Annotated in this window: 15 protein-coding genes and 1 pseudogene; 9 read left to right on the plus strand and 7 right to left on the minus strand. The window is 45.5% G+C overall.

Features of this window, described 5'->3' with window-relative positions; translation table 11 throughout:
- Positions 1-191: 191 nt before the first annotated feature.
- Positions 192-1373 (minus strand): sulfate adenylyltransferase, encoded by a 1182-nt coding sequence (gene sat / locus QUA42_RS02230; protein WP_333036400.1) that lies wholly within the window; start codon positions 1371-1373, stop codon positions 192-194.
- A 787-nt stretch (positions 1374-2160) separates the two neighbouring features.
- Between sat and QUA42_RS02235 the strand changes: the two are divergent.
- Positions 2161-2805 (plus strand): annotated as a pseudogene (locus QUA42_RS02235) (ISAs1 family transposase).
- Between the two features lie 1027 nt (positions 2806-3832).
- Here the strand turns inward: QUA42_RS02235 and QUA42_RS02240 are convergent.
- Entirely contained in the window at positions 3833-4945 is a 1113-nt protein-coding gene (locus tag QUA42_RS02240; protein ID WP_333134712.1) for a glycosyltransferase, read from the minus strand.
- Positions 4946-5413: 468 nt separating this feature from the next.
- Positions 5414-6886, minus strand: coding sequence for a site-2 protease family protein (locus QUA42_RS02245; RefSeq protein WP_333134714.1), 1473 nt, complete (start codon positions 6884-6886; stop codon positions 5414-5416).
- A 33-nt stretch (positions 6887-6919) separates the two neighbouring features.
- Here QUA42_RS02245 and QUA42_RS02250 point away from each other — a divergent pair, with 33 nt between their 5' ends.
- From QUA42_RS02250 to QUA42_RS02265, 4 genes are all read left to right on the plus strand, one after another.
- Positions 6920-7594 (plus strand): MBL fold metallo-hydrolase, encoded by a 675-nt coding sequence (locus QUA42_RS02250; protein WP_333134716.1) that lies wholly within the window; start codon positions 6920-6922, stop codon positions 7592-7594.
- 153 nt (positions 7595-7747) lie between these two features.
- A complete protein-coding gene (locus tag QUA42_RS02255) occupies positions 7748-8308 on the plus strand; it encodes a sugar O-acetyltransferase (protein ID WP_333134718.1) in 561 nt (186 codons plus the stop codon).
- 189 nt (positions 8309-8497) lie between these two features.
- Positions 8498-8962, plus strand: a complete 465-nt coding sequence (locus QUA42_RS02260; protein ID WP_242722350.1) for a hypothetical protein — start codon at positions 8498-8500, stop codon at positions 8960-8962.
- Between the two features lie 696 nt (positions 8963-9658).
- Positions 9659-12064 (plus strand): cache domain-containing protein, encoded by a 2406-nt coding sequence (locus QUA42_RS02265; protein WP_333134721.1) that lies wholly within the window; start codon positions 9659-9661, stop codon positions 12062-12064.
- A 278-nt stretch (positions 12065-12342) separates the two neighbouring features.
- Here QUA42_RS02265 and QUA42_RS02270 read toward each other — a convergent pair whose 3' ends face one another.
- The gene (locus tag QUA42_RS02270) at positions 12343-12942 is read right to left on the minus strand and encodes a cytochrome b/b6 domain-containing protein (RefSeq protein WP_333134723.1); all 600 of its coding nucleotides are present in this window, start codon (positions 12940-12942) and stop codon (positions 12343-12345) included.
- A gap of 197 nt (positions 12943-13139) precedes the next feature.
- On the opposite strand from QUA42_RS02270, the gene QUA42_RS02275 reads away from it, so the two are divergent.
- Positions 13140-13721 carry a manganese efflux pump MntP family protein gene (locus tag QUA42_RS02275; protein WP_333134725.1) on the plus strand — a complete coding sequence of 194 codons (582 nt, stop codon included), beginning with the start codon at positions 13140-13142 and terminating at the stop codon, positions 13719-13721.
- 113 nt (positions 13722-13834) lie between these two features.
- Positions 13835-14389, plus strand: coding sequence for a glutathione S-transferase family protein (locus QUA42_RS02280; RefSeq protein WP_333134727.1), 555 nt, complete (start codon positions 13835-13837; stop codon positions 14387-14389).
- A gap of 84 nt (positions 14390-14473) precedes the next feature.
- On the opposite strand, the gene QUA42_RS02285 is transcribed toward QUA42_RS02280, so the two are convergent.
- The 3 genes from QUA42_RS02285 to QUA42_RS02295 form a co-directional block, all read right to left on the minus strand.
- Entirely contained in the window at positions 14474-14611 is a 138-nt protein-coding gene (locus tag QUA42_RS02285; protein WP_006634808.1) for a photosystem II reaction center protein K, read from the minus strand.
- Positions 14612-14671: 60 nt separating this feature from the next.
- Positions 14672-15802, minus strand: coding sequence for a tRNA guanosine(34) transglycosylase Tgt (gene tgt / locus QUA42_RS02290; RefSeq protein WP_333134729.1), 1131 nt, complete (start codon positions 15800-15802; stop codon positions 14672-14674).
- Positions 15803-15907: 105 nt separating this feature from the next.
- Positions 15908-16357, minus strand: coding sequence for a hypothetical protein (locus tag QUA42_RS02295; RefSeq protein WP_333036232.1), 450 nt, complete (start codon positions 16355-16357; stop codon positions 15908-15910).
- 259 nt (positions 16358-16616) lie between these two features.
- On the opposite strand from QUA42_RS02295, the gene cobS reads away from it, so the two are divergent.
- Positions 16617-17414, plus strand: a complete 798-nt coding sequence (gene cobS / locus QUA42_RS02300) for an adenosylcobinamide-GDP ribazoletransferase (RefSeq protein WP_190732248.1) — start codon at positions 16617-16619, stop codon at positions 17412-17414.
- A 170-nt stretch (positions 17415-17584) separates the two neighbouring features.
- Positions 17585-17869 (plus strand): hypothetical protein, encoded by a 285-nt coding sequence (locus tag QUA42_RS02305; protein ID WP_333134731.1) that lies wholly within the window; start codon positions 17585-17587, stop codon positions 17867-17869.
- Positions 17870-17956: the final 87 nt, after the last annotated feature.

Below are 17956 nucleotides of genomic sequence, written 5' to 3' on the forward strand. Positions count from 1 at the left end.
ATTTTAAGTTTTGAATTTTAAGTTAAATTCCCCTCAATAATTTTAGGGGAATTAATTAGATTGTGAGTGTTTAGTATTAAGGGAGTTTTTAAGTTTTAACTTTTGAGCTTTAAGTTGAAAATTTCCCATTTAAAACTCAAAACTCAAAATTCAAAACTCTGCAGAATGTCGCCCACACCCAAGTTCAAGATTTAAATCTCGTAATTGAAAATATTCATGGCCTTGGCTAATTCTGCGGCGACTTCCGGTCGGGAAAACTGCGGCGGCGGCAATTTTCCAGCGCGCAGCATTTCCCGAACTTTGGTTCCCGACAAATGCACCCGTTGTTCGGGAGTGCTTGGGCTTGTTTTAGTTGTAGCCATTTGTTCCGTCAGTGTGCAATAGAAAGCGTGCTCGAATTTCATCGGCACAATTCCTAATTCTCCCGGCTCAAATTCATCAAAAATATGTTGGGCATCGTAAGTGCCGTAATAATCGCCAACTCCAGCGTGATCGCGCCCCACGATAAAGTGAGTGCAGCCGTAGTTTTTGCGGATTAAAGCATGAAAAATTGCTTCTCGCGGCCCGGCGTAGCGCATCGCCGCCGGATTAATTGCCAAAATTACGCGATCTTTTGGATAGTATTTTTCTAGGAGAATTTCGTAGCAGCGCATCCGCACGTCAGCGGCGATGTCGTCATCCTTAGTCGTCCCTACTAGCGGGTGCAAGAACAAGCCGTCTACTGTTTCTAAGGCGCATTTTTGGATGTATTCGTGAGCTCGGTGGATGGGGTTTCGGGTTTGGAAACCGACTATGGTTTTCCATCCTTTTTCTGTGAACAGCATTCTCGATTTCGCCGGGTCAATTTGGTATTGGGGAAAGCGGACATCTAGTTCGCGTTCCAGCAGCCAAATGTCGCCTGCGAGGTTAACGGGCCCGGATTTGTCTACTACTTGGACGCCCGGGTGTTTGAGGTCGTCGGTGCGGTAGACGTTGACGGCTTCTTCTTCTTTACTGTAGTGATATTTTTCTGCAAGTTCCAAGAGTCCGACAAATTTGCCCGCCGGTGAGTCGAGGCGCACTAAAGTTCCAGCTTTCAGGGGGGCGGCGACTTCTTCTGTTACCGAGAGGGTGATGGGAACCGACCAAGGGAGGCCGTTGGAGAGGCGCATTTGTTTAACGACCGATCGATAATCCGCTTCGTTCATGAACCCTTTGAGGGGACTCAGGGCACCGATGGCGATCATTTGCAGGTCGGAGATCGATCGATCTGAAAGCTGGACTCGCGGCAGGGACTCTGCTTTGTCGAAAAATTCTTGTCTTTGGTCTAGTGTGGCAATGCGGTTGACCAGGATGCCGCCGTGAGGGGCAATGCGGTCTGAATGCTGGCTCATGTCGATTCGGGATTTTAGATTTAAGATGTTGGACTTTAGCTGCCAGACTATATCGTACCAAAGTATTGTTACCATTAATTAACTTTCCTACCAAAAGCCGGCGCACATAGTTGTGATTTTTGCTATTAACCTTAATTTATTTCGCCACTCATGACACTTTATAATTTATTAGTGAAATGATAAATACATTATGAAAAAAGCATTCATAATTGAGAAATTTCCAAACTCCTACTCTTCTAAAAGCCTAAATTCTGACTCTTTATTCAGCGATTTACGCGTCGAAATCGCTGAATTTAGCGAACAACCAATAACTCGCCACTTCTCTTGTTGGTATTACGCCATATAAGCAGTTTATTTGGTGGATTTTCAACTCCCGAAAAATAGCTTATTTGAAAATTTTAATTATGCTATATCAGACCGAAAGGAGTAATTACAAATATATATTTTAGATAATCGAGAATGTAACAGTATTAGTCAGGAAGCCACTATTGTCTAAGGCTTTCAGGGAGCGATATCAGTGGATGGTATCACTTGAGAAACTTTTCTGAACAACCAGAGCCTCGAGTTAGTTGATTTGTTGAAGATTGATATTTAAGGTGCTGAAGAAGGGGTTTTTAACTCAACTACCGATGCCACGCTCTGCAATGTTAAGCAGATAACTATAGAGTTTCACAATTTTATGCTAGGTTCTATTACAGGGTAAGCGCACCTGATAAAGTAGCTTAAGATACAGATTATTAGAATAATTTGTGCGAAACAAGCTCTGAGTATATTTGGGTGTTCGCTTATGTCCCCAGATATTGCTTCTTCTGAGCCCACTATTGATTCCTCAGATTCAGATGTTACCAGTCTGGCTCAACGCCTTCATGATTGTTTCTCGTTAATTCAAGATCATTGTTCTACCAGAACTCTGTTACACCAACTTTCTGATATCCTCACAATCGCAGTTTTAGCAGTTATTGCTGGCGGTAATGGCTGGGAGGATATGGCACTCTAGGGCTTGAGTAAATACGATTGGTTGTCAACATTGCTGCCTCTACCTAATGCTATTCCTAGCCCTGATACTTTTCGTCGTGTTTTTGAGAAAATTAGTCCCGACTACTTCGAGGAATGTTTGGAACTATGGGTGCAATTCGTACTGGATGATTTGGTTTCTCAATTTATTGCTATTGATGGTAAAGAAACCCGGGGTTCCTATGACCGTCAAGCTGGTACTAAATCATTACATTTGCTGAGTGCTTGGTCAACCCACGCCCAGCTACTACTAGCTCAAACAAAAATTCCCAACAAATCCAATGAAATTACGGGTATCCCGATTTTATTGGACATTCTTGATATCGAAGGCTCTATTATTACTATGGATGCTATGGGCGCTCCAAAAAAAAATCCCCTCACATTCAACAAGGTAAAGGTGATTACATTTTATCATTAAAAGCCAATCATCCTATTTTATTTCAAGATGTGAATACTTGGTTTAAGTGATTACAAATTGAAAATACTCTTCCCTTGCCAGTGGAACATATCACCACCGCTGGTCACCATCGGATTGAAATTCGTAAATATTGGACATTCTGACGTGAACAATTGCCTCCTTTACACGAATCAGCACACTGGGCCAGATTACAAACGATTGTTGTCGTTGAACGCCTGCGACATTTACGAACTCAGACTACCCATGAAATTCAATTTTATCTGAGTAGTTTACCTAGTAACAGTTCTAATATTGCTAGAGCTCTTCGCCAGCATTGGGACATATAAAATTCCTTGCATGGGGTGAGCAATGTTACTTTTAACCAAGATGCTTGTCGTGTACGCTTCCTTCTGACCCCTCATAATCTGGCTCTAGTTCGTCGTGCCGGCCATCAACATTCTCAATTGTGAGCATACTTTCAAGGCCAGTCTTAAGCAAAAGTCAAAGCGCGCAGCAATGGATAATAATTATATGCTTACTTTACTATCAGCCACCTTCCCTGCATTAACAGCTACTGCTTAGTGGTCAACAGCGTTTGAGATGCGCTTACCCTGGGTTCTATTAGCACTGAGGAAATTAACAAAATTACCAACAAGTTAAAAAAATTGGGTTTTATCTGCCTCCCATTTTCATACCTGTTCCCTGAGATGGATACCTGTGATTTCTTGTTTATCAATACGAATCGATGTAAAATTCCGTATAAAGACTGGCTGGGTTTTCAAATGATTAACTGGCTTCTAACAATAGAAAAAACTAAGTCGTCTCTACTCCGTTCCGCTTTCAAGCGCCAACAAAGTATTGCCAATTAGGGCGGTAAATAAATCGACGGCAAAGTCGATCGGAATCCCCTTCAAATCTATCACTTTTATTTCTCTACAATCAGATCGGGCATGGCAATCAAGCAATTTAGTCCCGGGCCCCCCAGATTCATTCCTTTGCAGACTCAGGACAGGAGTAATTATCCCATCCCAAATCCCAAATCCCAAATCTAAAATCGGCTGACCATTTTTTCATGAATCATCTTCATCTGTGACAGTTCTTGCCGCAGTCCCTGCGGTAGAGGAATTTTCACAGCTTCCAGCATACTTTGAATCCGATGTCTCCAATCGTGACGGGCTAAACTTTCAACATAGTTGCGTTTGTATATAGAATTAAGCCTCCCCTCGTCCTGTAAAAGTTCATTAATGAATTCAACACTTTTTTGCGGGTCATCGGGCAACTCAATAGTAGCATCTTCCCAATTCATCAACTCATCCATTAGATGTGTAGTTGGACGCTTCCCAACTACCGCACCGCCAGTTGCAGCACCATAAAACCAACGCAGTGTAATAAACGAGTAAGGAAACCGACGCATACCAGGATAGAGCGTGTCAAATGCCAAGGTGAGTTTGCTATGTCTGAGAATGTGAAATAGTAGCAGAGTATCTGGCTCGTCTCTACGCACTTCGTAAGGCAATTTCGGAAATTCCTCTGCTGTTCTGGGCGTAGATTTATAGTAAATTTGTTCGGAACCAGGTTGATTGAATTTATTGAGAAACACAGTGTCATACTGTGAAGGTATCCGCCCGAAGCTTGTTAAATCTATTGAACGCTTGAGTTGACACGAACCCTGAGCGAGAACATCAGCAGCAAAAGGGATCAGGGATACTGGTATACCAAAACGTTTTTTCAGTTCATCTATAATTTCTGGAAGTGCAACGAATAAATGATCTAAATGATAGACATTTTTTGAATAAATTTCCGGTGCCCAAGAATCGAAAATATAAGCGACGACAACATCAAAACGCTCCCTCCACTTAGGTATACTTGAGAGTAGTTCGAGATCGCCTCCTGATAGACCAATCATCAGTAAAACATTGGGTTTGTCTGACAATTGAGGTAAAAGTGGTAAATTATATAAACCTGTAGTAGACTTAACGGCTTTACGGACTATTCGAGCAGCTAGCGGATAAAGTGTGGATGACCACTGGACTACCTCGCGGGCAGATGGTACCAAAAGTTGTGCGTTACAGGTTCGTACAACAATATTTTCTAATTCAAAAACAGGATCCCAGGATACATTTGAGACTAAAGCACGTGAAGAAAGTACAAAAATATTCATAGCTCGATTTTAATTTTATTAAATGATCCCGCACATTATACCAAAGACGAGGGGACTAGGGTAAATTCCATAGTCCTAGACGCAACAGTCCTATGGATAGAGGCAACCACGGAGGGATTGCCCCTACAAAACGCTATATGTAGAGGCTTTGCGTAAGTCCTGTTTAATTAAATTTGAAATGCCAATTCCCCTGAATCTACTTCCCAATTTACCTAGCTACTAGCTAGCAAATCTAGCCGATCGCGCTTATGGCAGCACTTGGAGTGGGTAAATTTCTCCCTAATCCGGAAAAACAATAACACATCTATGGTTTCACTGTCAATATTGATGATGGTTTTTTAACAATATCTATTTTGCCGCTGAGTCATGCTCACCTCTAGAAAGAGCGGGTTGATAAATGCTAAAGTCCCTAGGATTTATAAACCTTTTCCTTCTTCCTCTTTCCCCTTCCCCTCCCCCTTCTTGAGACTAAACATTTAACCATTCAAGGAGTACCCTGGGGGCCGGCAACAAAATCATTAACAAAAGCCCGATCGCCATTAGCCCCAAAAAATCCCGCCGATTATCCAATTCACTGACATCATTCAACGCCGGTTCGTCGTTTAGTGGCGTGAAAAACAAAATAATCGCCCACAGCAGCAAACCCTGTTCCAAAAAAGAAAGCAGCAGCATACAAAGTCTAGCAACTTGCCCGATCGCCATACTCGCTCGCTGGCCGAACATCGCGTGTACGATGTGCCCGCCGTCGAGTTGTCCCACTGGCATCAAATTAAACGCCGTCACGATCAAACCTAAATAACCCGCCACCGCTACCGGATGCAAATTGATCGCAGTTTCCGCATTCAAAGCACCGCCCAAGGTTAACTTGCTCAAGAGACTCATCAGCAGCGAAAAATTGGGTTTGAAAGACTCAAAATTTAACATTCCCGACTTGTCTGACAGCGGTACAAGAGTCGAATGATCCAAACCCCAAATTAATAATGGCACTGCCGCAACTAAACCCGCCAGGGGCCCGGCAATACTAACATCAAATAAAGCTCGGCGGTTGGGAATTGGACTCCGTATTTGAATGAATGCCCCAAAAGTTCCCAAGAAAAAAGGAATCGGAATAAAATAAGGCAAAGTCGTGCGAATTTGGTAAAATCTGGCAGCTAAATAGTGACCTAATTCGTGAATTCCCAAAAATGTAATTAGAGCCAGCGAGTAAGACAAACCCTGCAGCAACATTGATGGGTTGGACTGCAAAGCTTGTTCAGTAACTCCGGCAAGTCGCGCCCCGACAAGCGTAGTCGTAAACACCGTGATTAGCAGCAAAGCTAATGCGAAAAATGGCCGGGTTACAGATTCGGTTTTGACAGGAGTTTCCCCAGATTGGTGGCTGGGATTGGGAACTATAGCAAAAAAAGGTTGACCGCTCAAGCTGTTTTGAAATACTACTAAAAAGCGATCGCCAAAAAGCCTCTCCACATTCTCCCGAATCGCCTGATAAGCAGCCTCGGGGTTTGTCCGCAACTGTCCGCGACAAATTACAGCCTGCGGCCGAAATTCCAAATCTCGCAAAAAGTAAATTGACCAAGGAAAACAATCGCGCAAACTCGCTTCTTCTTCTTGATTGATCGGGCGCACGGGCGGTTTTGGCTTTACAGGTTCAGTCTCCGAGTCTGCTAACTGCTCAACAGTTTCGGCGGTAATTCTCTTGCGCCCCAACTGTACCAAAAACCAATACAAAAAAGGGCAAACCAGAAAAGGTATAATTACCAACTCCGGCGGTACAGTTTTGCTCGTGCCGTAAACTAAAATCCAACCACTCCAAATCAGGGCGGGCGCCATCATTACCAGCCACAGCAGCCATACCGGAGTTCGGGTGATGCGGCTAGTGCCGTTCTGCAACAAGAAGTACGATATCAGCCCCAATACGAACAACCATAGTAAAAAGAACATAATATTTATCCCATTCCCTTCTGAAATACTTCCTTGAAACAACAGAGTTCAGTCTCCAAACAACCCAGGCCCGTGCTCGACAATATCCTTGCTTTCCCGCCTAACCGGGATACCCTGGGTGCAACAGCCTATTTCATTGTAGAAAACCAAACTAACATCCTGGTGGATTGTCCCGCTTGGGATGAGATTAACCAAACATTTTTGCGGGAACACGGCGGCGTGCGACTGCTGTTTCTGACCCACCGTGGCGCTATCGCCAAGGCGGGGGAGATTCAGGAAGCCACGGGGTGCGAGATCCTGATTCAAGAGCAGGAAGCTTATTTACTGCCGGGTTTGAAGGTGACGGTTTTTGAGCGAGAATTTGTTTTGAGCGATCGAATCAAAGCATTTTGGACTCCTGGCCATTCTCCTGGTTCCTCTTGCCTTTATCATAGTGGCAGCGGTGGAGTGCTGTTTTCGGGTAGGCACTTGCTCCCCAACCGAGAAGCCGCCCCAGTACCGCTGTGGACGGCAAAAACTTTTCACTGGCCTAGACAAATTAACAGCGTGAAGTCAATTGTCGAGCAATTTTCGCCGGAAACTTTACAGTATATTTGTCCCGGTGCAAATACTGGTTTTTTGCGGGGAAAAGGATCGATCGATCGAGCTTTTGAGAAATTAGCCAATCTGGATTTAGCTGTTTGTTTGCAGTCAAAACCTGAACCCTAAATGTATGCTGCAACATCAAAAACTGATCTGACGCGCTAATTATAGCGGTAAGGTGCGCCCTTACGCACCCTACATTATTCTTCAGTCTCTTAGAAAGGAAGTTCGTTGGTAAAGTAGCGGTTTCAACCGCCGATTCTTACCTTGGAAAAAACTGTGGAAAAAACCGAAAAACAAAAAATGCTCGCCGGCGAATTGTATTTAGCGGCCGATGAGCAATTAATTTTAGATCGCCAGCGAGCCCGCCGCCTCGCCAGAACTTACAATTCTACCCGCGAAGACGAACCAGACAAACGGTTAGAAATTCTCGCAGAATTGTTCGGTGCAGTTGGCCCAAAAGTTGAAATCGAGCCACCTTTCTACTGCGACTACGGCAGCAATATTTATGCTGGAAACGGATTGTACATGAATTTTGGTTGCGTGATTCTCGACTGCAATCGAGTTAACATTGGCGAAAATTTACTGTGTGGGCCCAACGTACAAATTTACACCGCTCTTCACCCCACCGACCCGGAAATGAGGCTTTCTGGCCTAGAACTCGCCGCTGAAATTAATATTGGCAATAATGTTTGGATTGGCGGCGGCAGTATTATTTGTCCAGGAGTCACTATTGGCGACAATAGCACGATCGGCGCAGGCAGTGTTGTTGTCAAAGATATTCCCGCAAACGTCGTGGCGGCGGGGAATCCTTGCCGAATCATCCGGCATCTACCTTGATGTGGTACGATCGACACACTCGTGCGATCGGCTCCTTGGAGCTTAAGCCAAAAATTTTAGGTATTAGAACAGGCGGTTTGAGATTTTTTAGGTAAAATCCCCCAAAAAAACCGTGGAAAAAATCTCAAATCTCAAATCTCAAATCGCTTAATTTCTCCTTCCCGGTTTCCACACTACCAAGCTTTTCTTATGACGACTGCAACAGTTTATCCCAACGCCCCTGATCTCTGCACCGACGACTACATAGCAGTCGGTGTAGCTACCTGCTTCATTAAAGAAGAAGGCGAAGTTTTTGAAGTGCAAGTAATCGAAGCTATTCCCTCAGCAGCTTTAGAAGCAATTTTGAAGGGAATTCCCACATCCTATTTAATGATTTGCGGGACGACTTTGGGAGCAGTGCTCGACGGCGAAACACCCAAAATGTTGCCAGAATTCCCGACATCAGCTCAGTTTAGCGAAGAATTTGGCTTTCGGGCGATTGCTGCTGCCCGCACTTACAAAATCCGCCCCCAAGCTCAACTTCACATTCCCTTGGGAACAGTTCGCAACGACTTTACTTATTCCTTAGAACGCAAAAGGGTGCTCAACTCCGAGCGCATCATTCGCACTGAAGACAATGTGAAACAGCACGAACACACTCACAAGGTTCTTTAAACAAATCCCGCAACTGGGGCAATTTAGCAGTGCCTCAGCCAGCGGATGCACCGAAAAGAGTTTTGATTGTTGAGATGTAAATTAAAGATATAACAAGTTTTTCCTTCATTAATAATGAACGAAAAACTTTTAATATTGCGTTATTAAGCAATACTGCGGGCTGTTTTGGATTACCAACCGTAGAATAAGGGTTTCAAGGCGATCGCGTACTCGAAATACCAACCGAAAATCACGGGTTTCAGATTACAAACTAAAAACAGTCTGGACTATTGACTAAGACACGCACCAAACATCTCAACCTAAAAAGTCTACTGCTCACATCACCTCAATAACATAAATTATTAACGACTGTAAAAAATAATTAAGTAGTTGATGAAATTTTTTAATTGATCAAAAATGTGGTAGAATATTATTCCTGTTTAACAAAGTGATATCAAATCGCGTAGCCTCGGAATTAATATTACCCACCGCCAGGAAACGGCACTGCCGTGTCCCTACAATTAATATGGGTAGGGAAACGGCACGGCCATGTCCTTTATATCATTCCGGTGCAATCGGAAACGATAGAAGCCACTCGGGGGAAAAACATTAAAAAATCCCCGCAATTATTGAATGCTAGTAGTTTAAGACTACTGGCAGGCGGGCGAGTAGATCGTAGGTGAGCTAAAGCTTTCAATCTCACAAATTGGTCAAACCATGCGAAGCTTTGCGAGAGTAAAGTGGTGGAAATTAACTCGACTATTGCCAGCGGGATTAAAGGGCGAATACCATCTTGGGTACCAAACTGCGCTCTTAATTTTGGGGGGAACAATTCTGGCAGCTAGCATCACTGGTTGTATCAGCTATCAAAGCGTTCGCCACTTGATTATCACCAAAAGCGAGCGAAATGCTTTGTTAGAAGTTAGGGAGCGCGCCAACAAGATCGATCGCTGGCTCGGCACTAGAAAGGCTGAGATCGAAATCCTCGCCCACACTCCTCCCGTTCGTTCGATGAATTGGTCAGTTGCAGGGCCTTATTTAAAATCCGAAGTAAATCGACTGCAAGAATTCCAGCACTTCGCATTAATTGCTCGCGACGGTTCTTATTTCACCACAAAAGTGGGCAGAGCGTTGATTAATGTGAGCGATCGCCAACACTTTAAAAAGGCAATGGCTGGAGAAGTTTATGTTTCCGATCCTACCATTTCTCGCACGCTCAAAGGACAAAGTATTGTTCCCATTTCGGCTCCGGTGTGGTCAAGTTCCGCAAATTCTCTTGATAAAAAAGCACAAAAGCCGATCGGAGTAATGAACGGCGTCATTAGCATCGACCGAATTGCCGAAGTAGTAGGAAAGCTGGAATATGGGGCAGGAACTTACGCTTTTGTTCTTAATTCTCAAGGAGTGCCGATTGTGCATCCCGACGCTCGGTTAATGGGAAATATCGACAAGCCGGCTCCGAGTCTTTTAGAGTCCGCAGATGCTAATTTGGCAAATGTAGCCCGGGAGATGGTTTATCAAAAAACGGGCATTATGCTGACTCAAATCAACGACGCCAGAGTTTATGTTGCCTATCTTCCTTTAGAACAAGCTGAATGGTCGATCGCCCTCGTAATTCCCCGCGACAATCTCGAAAAAGAACTCCTTCCTTTCAAGATATTAGCAGTAGCTGCCGGCGTACTTGCCGCCGCAGCTATTTTCGCAGCAATTGTGGCGCTCAAGCTGTTTGCCCTAAATTGCATTCGCACTCGCACAGAAGCCCTTCTCCGCCGCTTGACTGGCCGCATTCGCGCTTGGTTGCACCTCGATCGCATCCTCCAAACTACAGTAGACGAACTCGGTACTTTACTGAAGCTTGATCGAGCAATTTTCGCATGGTACGATCCCCGGCAAGATACTTTAGAATTTGGCTGGGAATATTGCCGGGAAGGTTTGCCGGCGCGCTTGGGAATCTTTGGTGTTCCAGGAGGGCCCTCTGGAGATTTAGCTGCACGGCTTCACCGCTGCGAAACGATACTGCTACATAAAACGACCGCCCCTGATGCCACAGCGTCTGAGGAAGACGCCCATATCGAACTCACAAATAGTCACTACGCAGCAGTACCCGTACTAACTCAGAATCATCGGCTGGGATATCTGTTCGCCTGTGCAAACCGGCAGTTTGCAACTCCCGACGAGGTGGAAGTTTTGGAAGCAATTGCAGACTCGCTGGCGATCGCAATTTCCCAATCCCAACTCCACGGGCAAATTCAAGAAGAACTCAAACTTTTGGAAGAAGTATTAGCCAAACTCAGAATCACCGAAGAGCATTTAGTACAAAGCGAAAAAATTACAATGGTGGGTCAACTAGCCGCCGAAGTTGCCCAAGAAATTAACAACCCGATTAACTTTATTTACGGCCGCCTGATTCACCTCAACGATTATATCAAAGATTTGCTCCATATAATTCGCCTCTATCGAGAACAATATCCCGAACCTGTGCCACGAATTGCAAAAAAAATAGAGACTTGCGACCTAGATTTTATCAGCCAAGAGTTGCCGCAAATCCTCAATTTTTTGAAAATAGGAGCCGATGGCATTCGCCAGATAGTCCTGGCTTTGCGAAAAATTTCACTTCCTGACGAAGCCAACAAAGAACACGCCAACGTTAATGAGAGCATCGACAATATTTTGCTGTTGCTGGCTCACAGACTAGAGCAAAAAATATTAGTAGTCAAGGAGTACCACAATCTGCCGCCAATTTTGTGTTATTCCGGTCAACTGAGCCTGGTATTCGCGACTCTCATGCTCAATGCTATAGATGCAGTTAAAAGTATTGACAACTCTGCTCAAATTATTACAATAACAACCGATATTGTCGAGGAATATACAGGCAGATTTATTGTTGTATCGCTCGCCCACAATGGCTCTATAATTCCGCCGGAAATTCAACCCAGAATGTTTGACCAGTTTTCCCCTACTAAATCCTTTAAAAATTTTACAGGGTTGGATCTGTCGGTGTGCTATAAAATTATTGTAGAATTGCACAGCGGCAGGCTGACAGTTGAATCTCCGGTTCAATCTCAAATTAAATCTCAAACTGGGGGCGGCGCTGAGTTTAAGGTAAAATTGCCGATCTTTTGATATCGCATTTTGCCACCAGGGAAACCCGTCGCAAATCTTGCCAGCAAGCGGCGCGAAAAGCTGAATGTGGCTTCACAGTCAAGACTTTAGTCCTCATCAAACGGAGGGCTGAAGTCCTCACTACAAACCTAACGATCATTTGTTAACCTAAATTGCTATGATAGGATTAGGGAAATAATAAAGGTGCAACCACAGCAAACAACCAACCTGCCATTACCAAGACTTCCGCAACAATTAATAAAATATTTCTGTTCATTTTCAAATTAAGCATTTTCACATTAAGAGCGATCCACCAAAGAGCGAATTTTCTTGCACCAAGCCGTCGGCGAATCTTCCGGGCGATAGGCGGCATCAAACATCGACAAAATTAGCGGCAAACCCCCCACCTTCGCACTCATCAACAAGTGCATTGCCAGACAAAATACCAATACCACCCAACCCGAAGCGTGTAAATAATACCAAACCTGCGTCAATTCCCCAGCCGGCAGCCATTCTTCCTTAACCATACTGCCAGAAACGATCGCCCAAGTCAGTGCCAGCAACATCAACGTATTCACAATCCGGTGCAAACTGTACCACCAAATCGGTTTTCCCAACTGCGTTAGTTTCCCAAAAGAATCCGGCTGCACCAAGCGTTTTTGACCTGGGTGGAAACTGTACAATGCAAAAGCCGGCATTATTCCTAACAGCAACATCTTGCCAAAAGTGCCGTGAATCCCGATAATATCTGCAATCTGAGGCACGGGGACTTTGCCAAACCGCCCATCGTAGGTGTTGTAAACCAGAAATGCGCTCAAAATTGCTAAAAGAGCGATCGCAGCGTTAACCCCATGCAGTAATCTCAGCAGCAATGGCTGGTAGGGTCTAGATGGCGGCATAGTCAATTCTGCTACTTGATAAATAATCTTTTACACAATACAGCTAAGCGCTGATTTTTTCAACCCTCGCCAATTGTGAAATAAATGTGACTCAAAAATGAATAGATTATGATAAAAACGAAATTATATCAAAATTTAGTGTAAACTAAAACAGTCAAGAGTAACACTTTATTTATAACACCTAACACTTTACAAAAATGGATGCAGCCACTACCATATTACTTTCCTTGGGACTAGCAGCAGATGCTTTTGCTGTCGCTGTTTCGAGCGGTTTAGCAATCAAACACATGAAGGTCAATAAAGCTTTAAAAATTGCCTTATTTTTCGGAGGTTTTCAAGCTTTAATGCCCGTAATAGGATGGTTAATAGGTCTTAGTTTTAGTTTTTTGATAACACCGATCGACCATTGGATAGCTTTTGGGCTTTTGAGTTTCATTGGCGGGAGAATGATATATGAATCGCTGCAAAGCGAAGAATGCGAGAAAAAGTTTAATCCCTTAGATACGGGAACTTTGATAACGCTGTCGGTGGCGACGAGTATCGATGCCCTCGCAGTTGGCCTCGGATTTGCTGTCCTGAAAGATTCTATTGCTCCTGCGGTGACGGCAATCGGATTTATTACTTTCTTTTTAGCCTTTGCAGGGGTGTTTATCGGGCACAAGTGCGGCAACTTGTTTGCTAATAAAATTGAGATATTGGGAGGAGCAATTTTGATTTTCATTGGCAGCAGAATCTTGTTTCTGCACTTGACAGAAGTGCCATTAGTTATCGGCAATTAGTCATTAGTCAGTAGTCATTAGTGGAACATTGACATCAGAGTCTCTGGTGACTCCAATTGCCAATCCCCAAAAAATGCTATAACAGCAATATTGCGTTAAAGGATAAAAATTTCGTGCTGAAACTTTACGGCGGAGCCCGCAGCAGGGCCTCAATTGTCAAGTGGTATCTAGAAGAAATAGCGGTTCCCTATGAATTCGTGATGCTGGATATGCAAGCAGGGGCACACTTGCAGCCCGAGTATCTCGAAATTAACCCGATCGGCAAAGTACCGGCAATTGTTGACGGAGATTTTAAACTTTGGGAATCCGGCGCAATTCTGCTGTATTTAGCTCAAAAATATGGTAAAATGCCAGACACTTTGGAGCAGCAAGCTCAAATCGTGCAGTGGGTCACGTTTGCTAACGCTACCCTGGGGCCGGGAATATTTACAGAAGCAACTCGCGATCGCGAAACTCCCCGCTTGTTAAAACCGTTAAATGAAATCTTCGAGAAACAGCCGTTTTTAATGGGCGATGAATTTGGCGTAGCCGACGCAGCAGTCGGGTCAATGTTGGCCTACATTCCGATGATGCTAAAACTAGACCTTAGTGCTTATCCGGCTGTTGTAGATTACATCAAGCGGATCTCAGAAAGACCGGCATTCAAAAGTGCGATCGGCGGTAGCTGAAGTCAGAAAGAAGAACGAAACAAAACTTAATAGCTAAAAGCAGGGGCAATTTGTGAATTGCCCCTGCTTTTGATGAAATCAAACTTATCTAAATCCGACAGCCGCCTGCCAAACAAAAGCCAGCAGCAAGAAAAATACGGGAATGACCGGCAAAACATTAACCAAAGGCTCAAAAATCGAATAAGCTTCGGGCAGTTTTGCTAAGAGTAATGCAGCTTCCATGAATCAACCTACCTATCCAACAGAATTTTCATAATTGTCGCATATCTTCACCCAAGGCAATCATGATTGATCGACTCTCGGTGCAAGCCAGTAGGCAAACTCTTCAGTAAATCGATCCGCCAAAATCGCCTCCCGCATCCTCCCCGTAAAGCGAATCAACTCTGTCACATTGTGAAGCGCCAGCAAAGTATACCCCAGCACTTCGTTAGCCCGCGCCAAATGGGCCAAATAAGCCCGACTGAATTTTTGGCAGGTATAACAAGGGCAAGACTCATCCAGCGGAGCAAAATCCTCCCGGAACCGAGCATTTTTCAAATTCCAGCGTTCCCCACCCACAAAAGCCGTCCCGTGGCGGGCCAGCCGAGTCGGAATCACGCAGTCAAACATATCTACTCCACTCGCCACCGCCAACGCCATTTCCCGATAAGTCCCAATCCCCATCAAATAACGCGGTTTATTGGCCGGCAACAGAGGCGCAGTCACCTTCACAATCTCTGCGATCAAATCCCCCGATTCCCCCACACTAACGCCGCCGATGGCGTAGCCTGGTAAATCCAAATCTACCAACTGGTTCGCCGCGCGCGATCGCAAATCGGGGAAAACGCCCCCCTGGACGATTCCGAACAAAGCTTGATCCGGGCGCGAGTGAGCTTGAATGCAGCGTTGCAGCCAGCGGTAAGTGCGATTTGTAGCAGCCTCCACCTCCTCCCGCGTAGCGGGGTAAGGGGGACACTCGTCAAACGCCATAATCACATCGGCGCCCAACTCATTCTGAATTTCGATCGATCGTTCCGGTGTCAAATTAATCATGCGGCCATCGCGGGGAGAGCGAAAAGTCACCCCATTCTCAGAAATAGTCCGCATTTGGCTCAAGCTAAACACCTGAAAGCCACCCGAATCCGTCAGCATCGGGCCTGGCCAAGCCATAAATTTATGCAATCCGCCGGCGCCTGCGACAATTGCTTCCCCCGGCTGCAGGTGCAAGTGATAAGTATTTGCCAAAACCATTTGAGAACCCGCCGCCTCAAGATGTGCGGGTGTCAAAGTTTTGACATTAGCTAGCGTCCCCACTGGCATAAATTTAGGCGTTTCCACAACACCGTGGGGAGTGGCAAAAACCCCTGCACGCGCTTGGGTATGGCTGCAATTAGCCTGACATTTAAAAGAAAATTTCGCCTTGTCCTCAGTCATTAGTCCCCGATGCTCGTTAACCGCTACTCGGCCGTCCGTGTTATTTAATCTATTGTTGATGACATCGCGACAAAAAACTCACCACCGATGGCTAATGACTGACGATTAAAAGGGGGAATCATCTTCGTCCAATTGCAGATCCCAGTTGCCTGAGAGTACCTGATCGACAACCGCATCCAAAGCCGCAGCATTTAAATTCCGGGCGAATTGCTCTTGCAAAGGATTGGAGAGGGGAATTAACCGCAACTGCCGTCCATCTTGAATCAGGTCAAAATAAGCACCATCTTCAGGCGACTGTTTCAGTTCCAGGTAATCAAAACTATACACGTTCAAATAAAGGGCATGATTGGCAATCAGGGTAGAACGGTGGGGGTTGGCGAAGACTTCGAGCACATAACCTTCCCCTTCGCTATAAATCTGGCCATCTTGTATGTGAAGGTAGCGGACACGTCCTAAATCAAACAGCAATCTTTTGATATCGCGTTTGTTGACGACAATCCCTGTATCGATGATGCAAGGAGCAACTACCCTGTTATTCAATTGATCGTGACTCATGTAGTAAAAGCCTCTGTTGTAGTATTTTCCCGTCTTGAACATCAGGGAGTTAGCTAGAATTCTTGGGAAGGGAAACGCGGATCTTGAGTTTAGTCATTTTAGATAGGGAGCTTTGGGATCGCTGCCGACAGAGGTTTTCCGGGGAAAAGAGCGGGCGACAGGAGGAATGCTCGATCCAAAAAACTAGGGTGTTACAGTCCAATTCTGGCACACACTAATCGATTGACAACTGCATACCAGATGAAAAATTTTCTATCTTATGGTGCATGATAAATGGGTTCGCTCTACGATCGACTTTTTCCGGAATCAAGGCGCTGCCATCGCAGCCGCAGTCGCTTTTTATACTTGTTTGCCGGTACCGGTGTCTTGGACTTTGGAGTTTCGGGGCATTGCCCGCTTGGCACCGGCGATCGGGCTTTTGATTGGAGGGATGCTGGGACTGGGGGATGTTGGGCTGCAGTTGTTGGGAATGCCTGCTCTGACTCGATCGGCCTTGGTGGTAGTCTTGGGCATTGCCGTGACTGGCGGGCTGCACCTAGACGGGGCAATGGACGCGGCGGACGGGCTGGCTGTACCCGACCCGGTACGCAGGCTGGAAGTCATGCGGGACAGCGTTACAGGGGCCTTTGGGGCGATGGCTGCGATCGCGATCGTGCTGCTGAAAACTGCCGCTCTCTCCGACTTGAATAACTATAGGTGGCTGGCTTTGATGGGTGTGGCGGGTTGGGGGAGGTGGGCCCAACTGGTGGCGATCGCCCGCTATCCCTATCTGCGGGCCGAGGGCAAGGGAGCATTTCACAAAGAATCAATTTATTCTCCTTTTGATTTTATCCCAGGAGTGCTGTTGCTGCTGAGTTTGAGCGTGGTGCAAGTTGTCTTGGAGGGCGATCGGTGGCTGTTGGCGGTGGGGATGGCTTTGGGGGGAAGTGCGATCGGAATTTTTGCCGGAGCCTGGTTTAACCACCGTTTGGGCGGCCACACGGGCGATACTTACGGTGCCGTAGTCGAGTGGACGGAGGCTTTATTGCTGTGTCTTTTGGCGGCTTTGGAAGGGTAAGTTATGCCATGTTGCCATTGTTTGAGTGAAGACTTTAGTCCTCAATTTAGCAAATAACGACGGTTCTAGCAGGTGGAAATCCGCACTCATCGGGCAATGGTTTTCATCCTGTCTGCCTTGAAATGCCACCCTAGATTAGATACAGCAAACCTCAAACTATAAAGAAAGCTATGGGATACTTTATTGGTGCGATCGTCCTCGGAATGTTAATTTGGGCTGGGTTCGAGATTTTCCAAACAATCCGCAATTGGGAAACGAATCCCGAAGAAACTACCAGCAAAATTCAAGCTGAAATGGTCAAAGAAACATATCGCGGTCAATTTGGTGCCGATGCGCTGGAGGGAGGGAGTCAGGCTGTCGGAAACGCACTCCACGCCGGCCACTGCGCCGCCGAATCTGCTCCAAGTGCGATCGGTCATGTGGTAGAAGGCTTGTTGCACGTGCTACACCATTAATATCGTGTCTGCTAGCGTAAGTTGTGCAAGTGTTTTTGATGCTGTAGGGGCTGGTTTTACGAATAATTTTTGACGCACACAAACAAT

The organism is Microcoleus sp. Pol11C2 (genome assembly GCF_036701505.1).
Lineage (GTDB): Bacteria > Cyanobacteriota > Cyanobacteriia > Cyanobacteriales > Microcoleaceae > Microcoleus.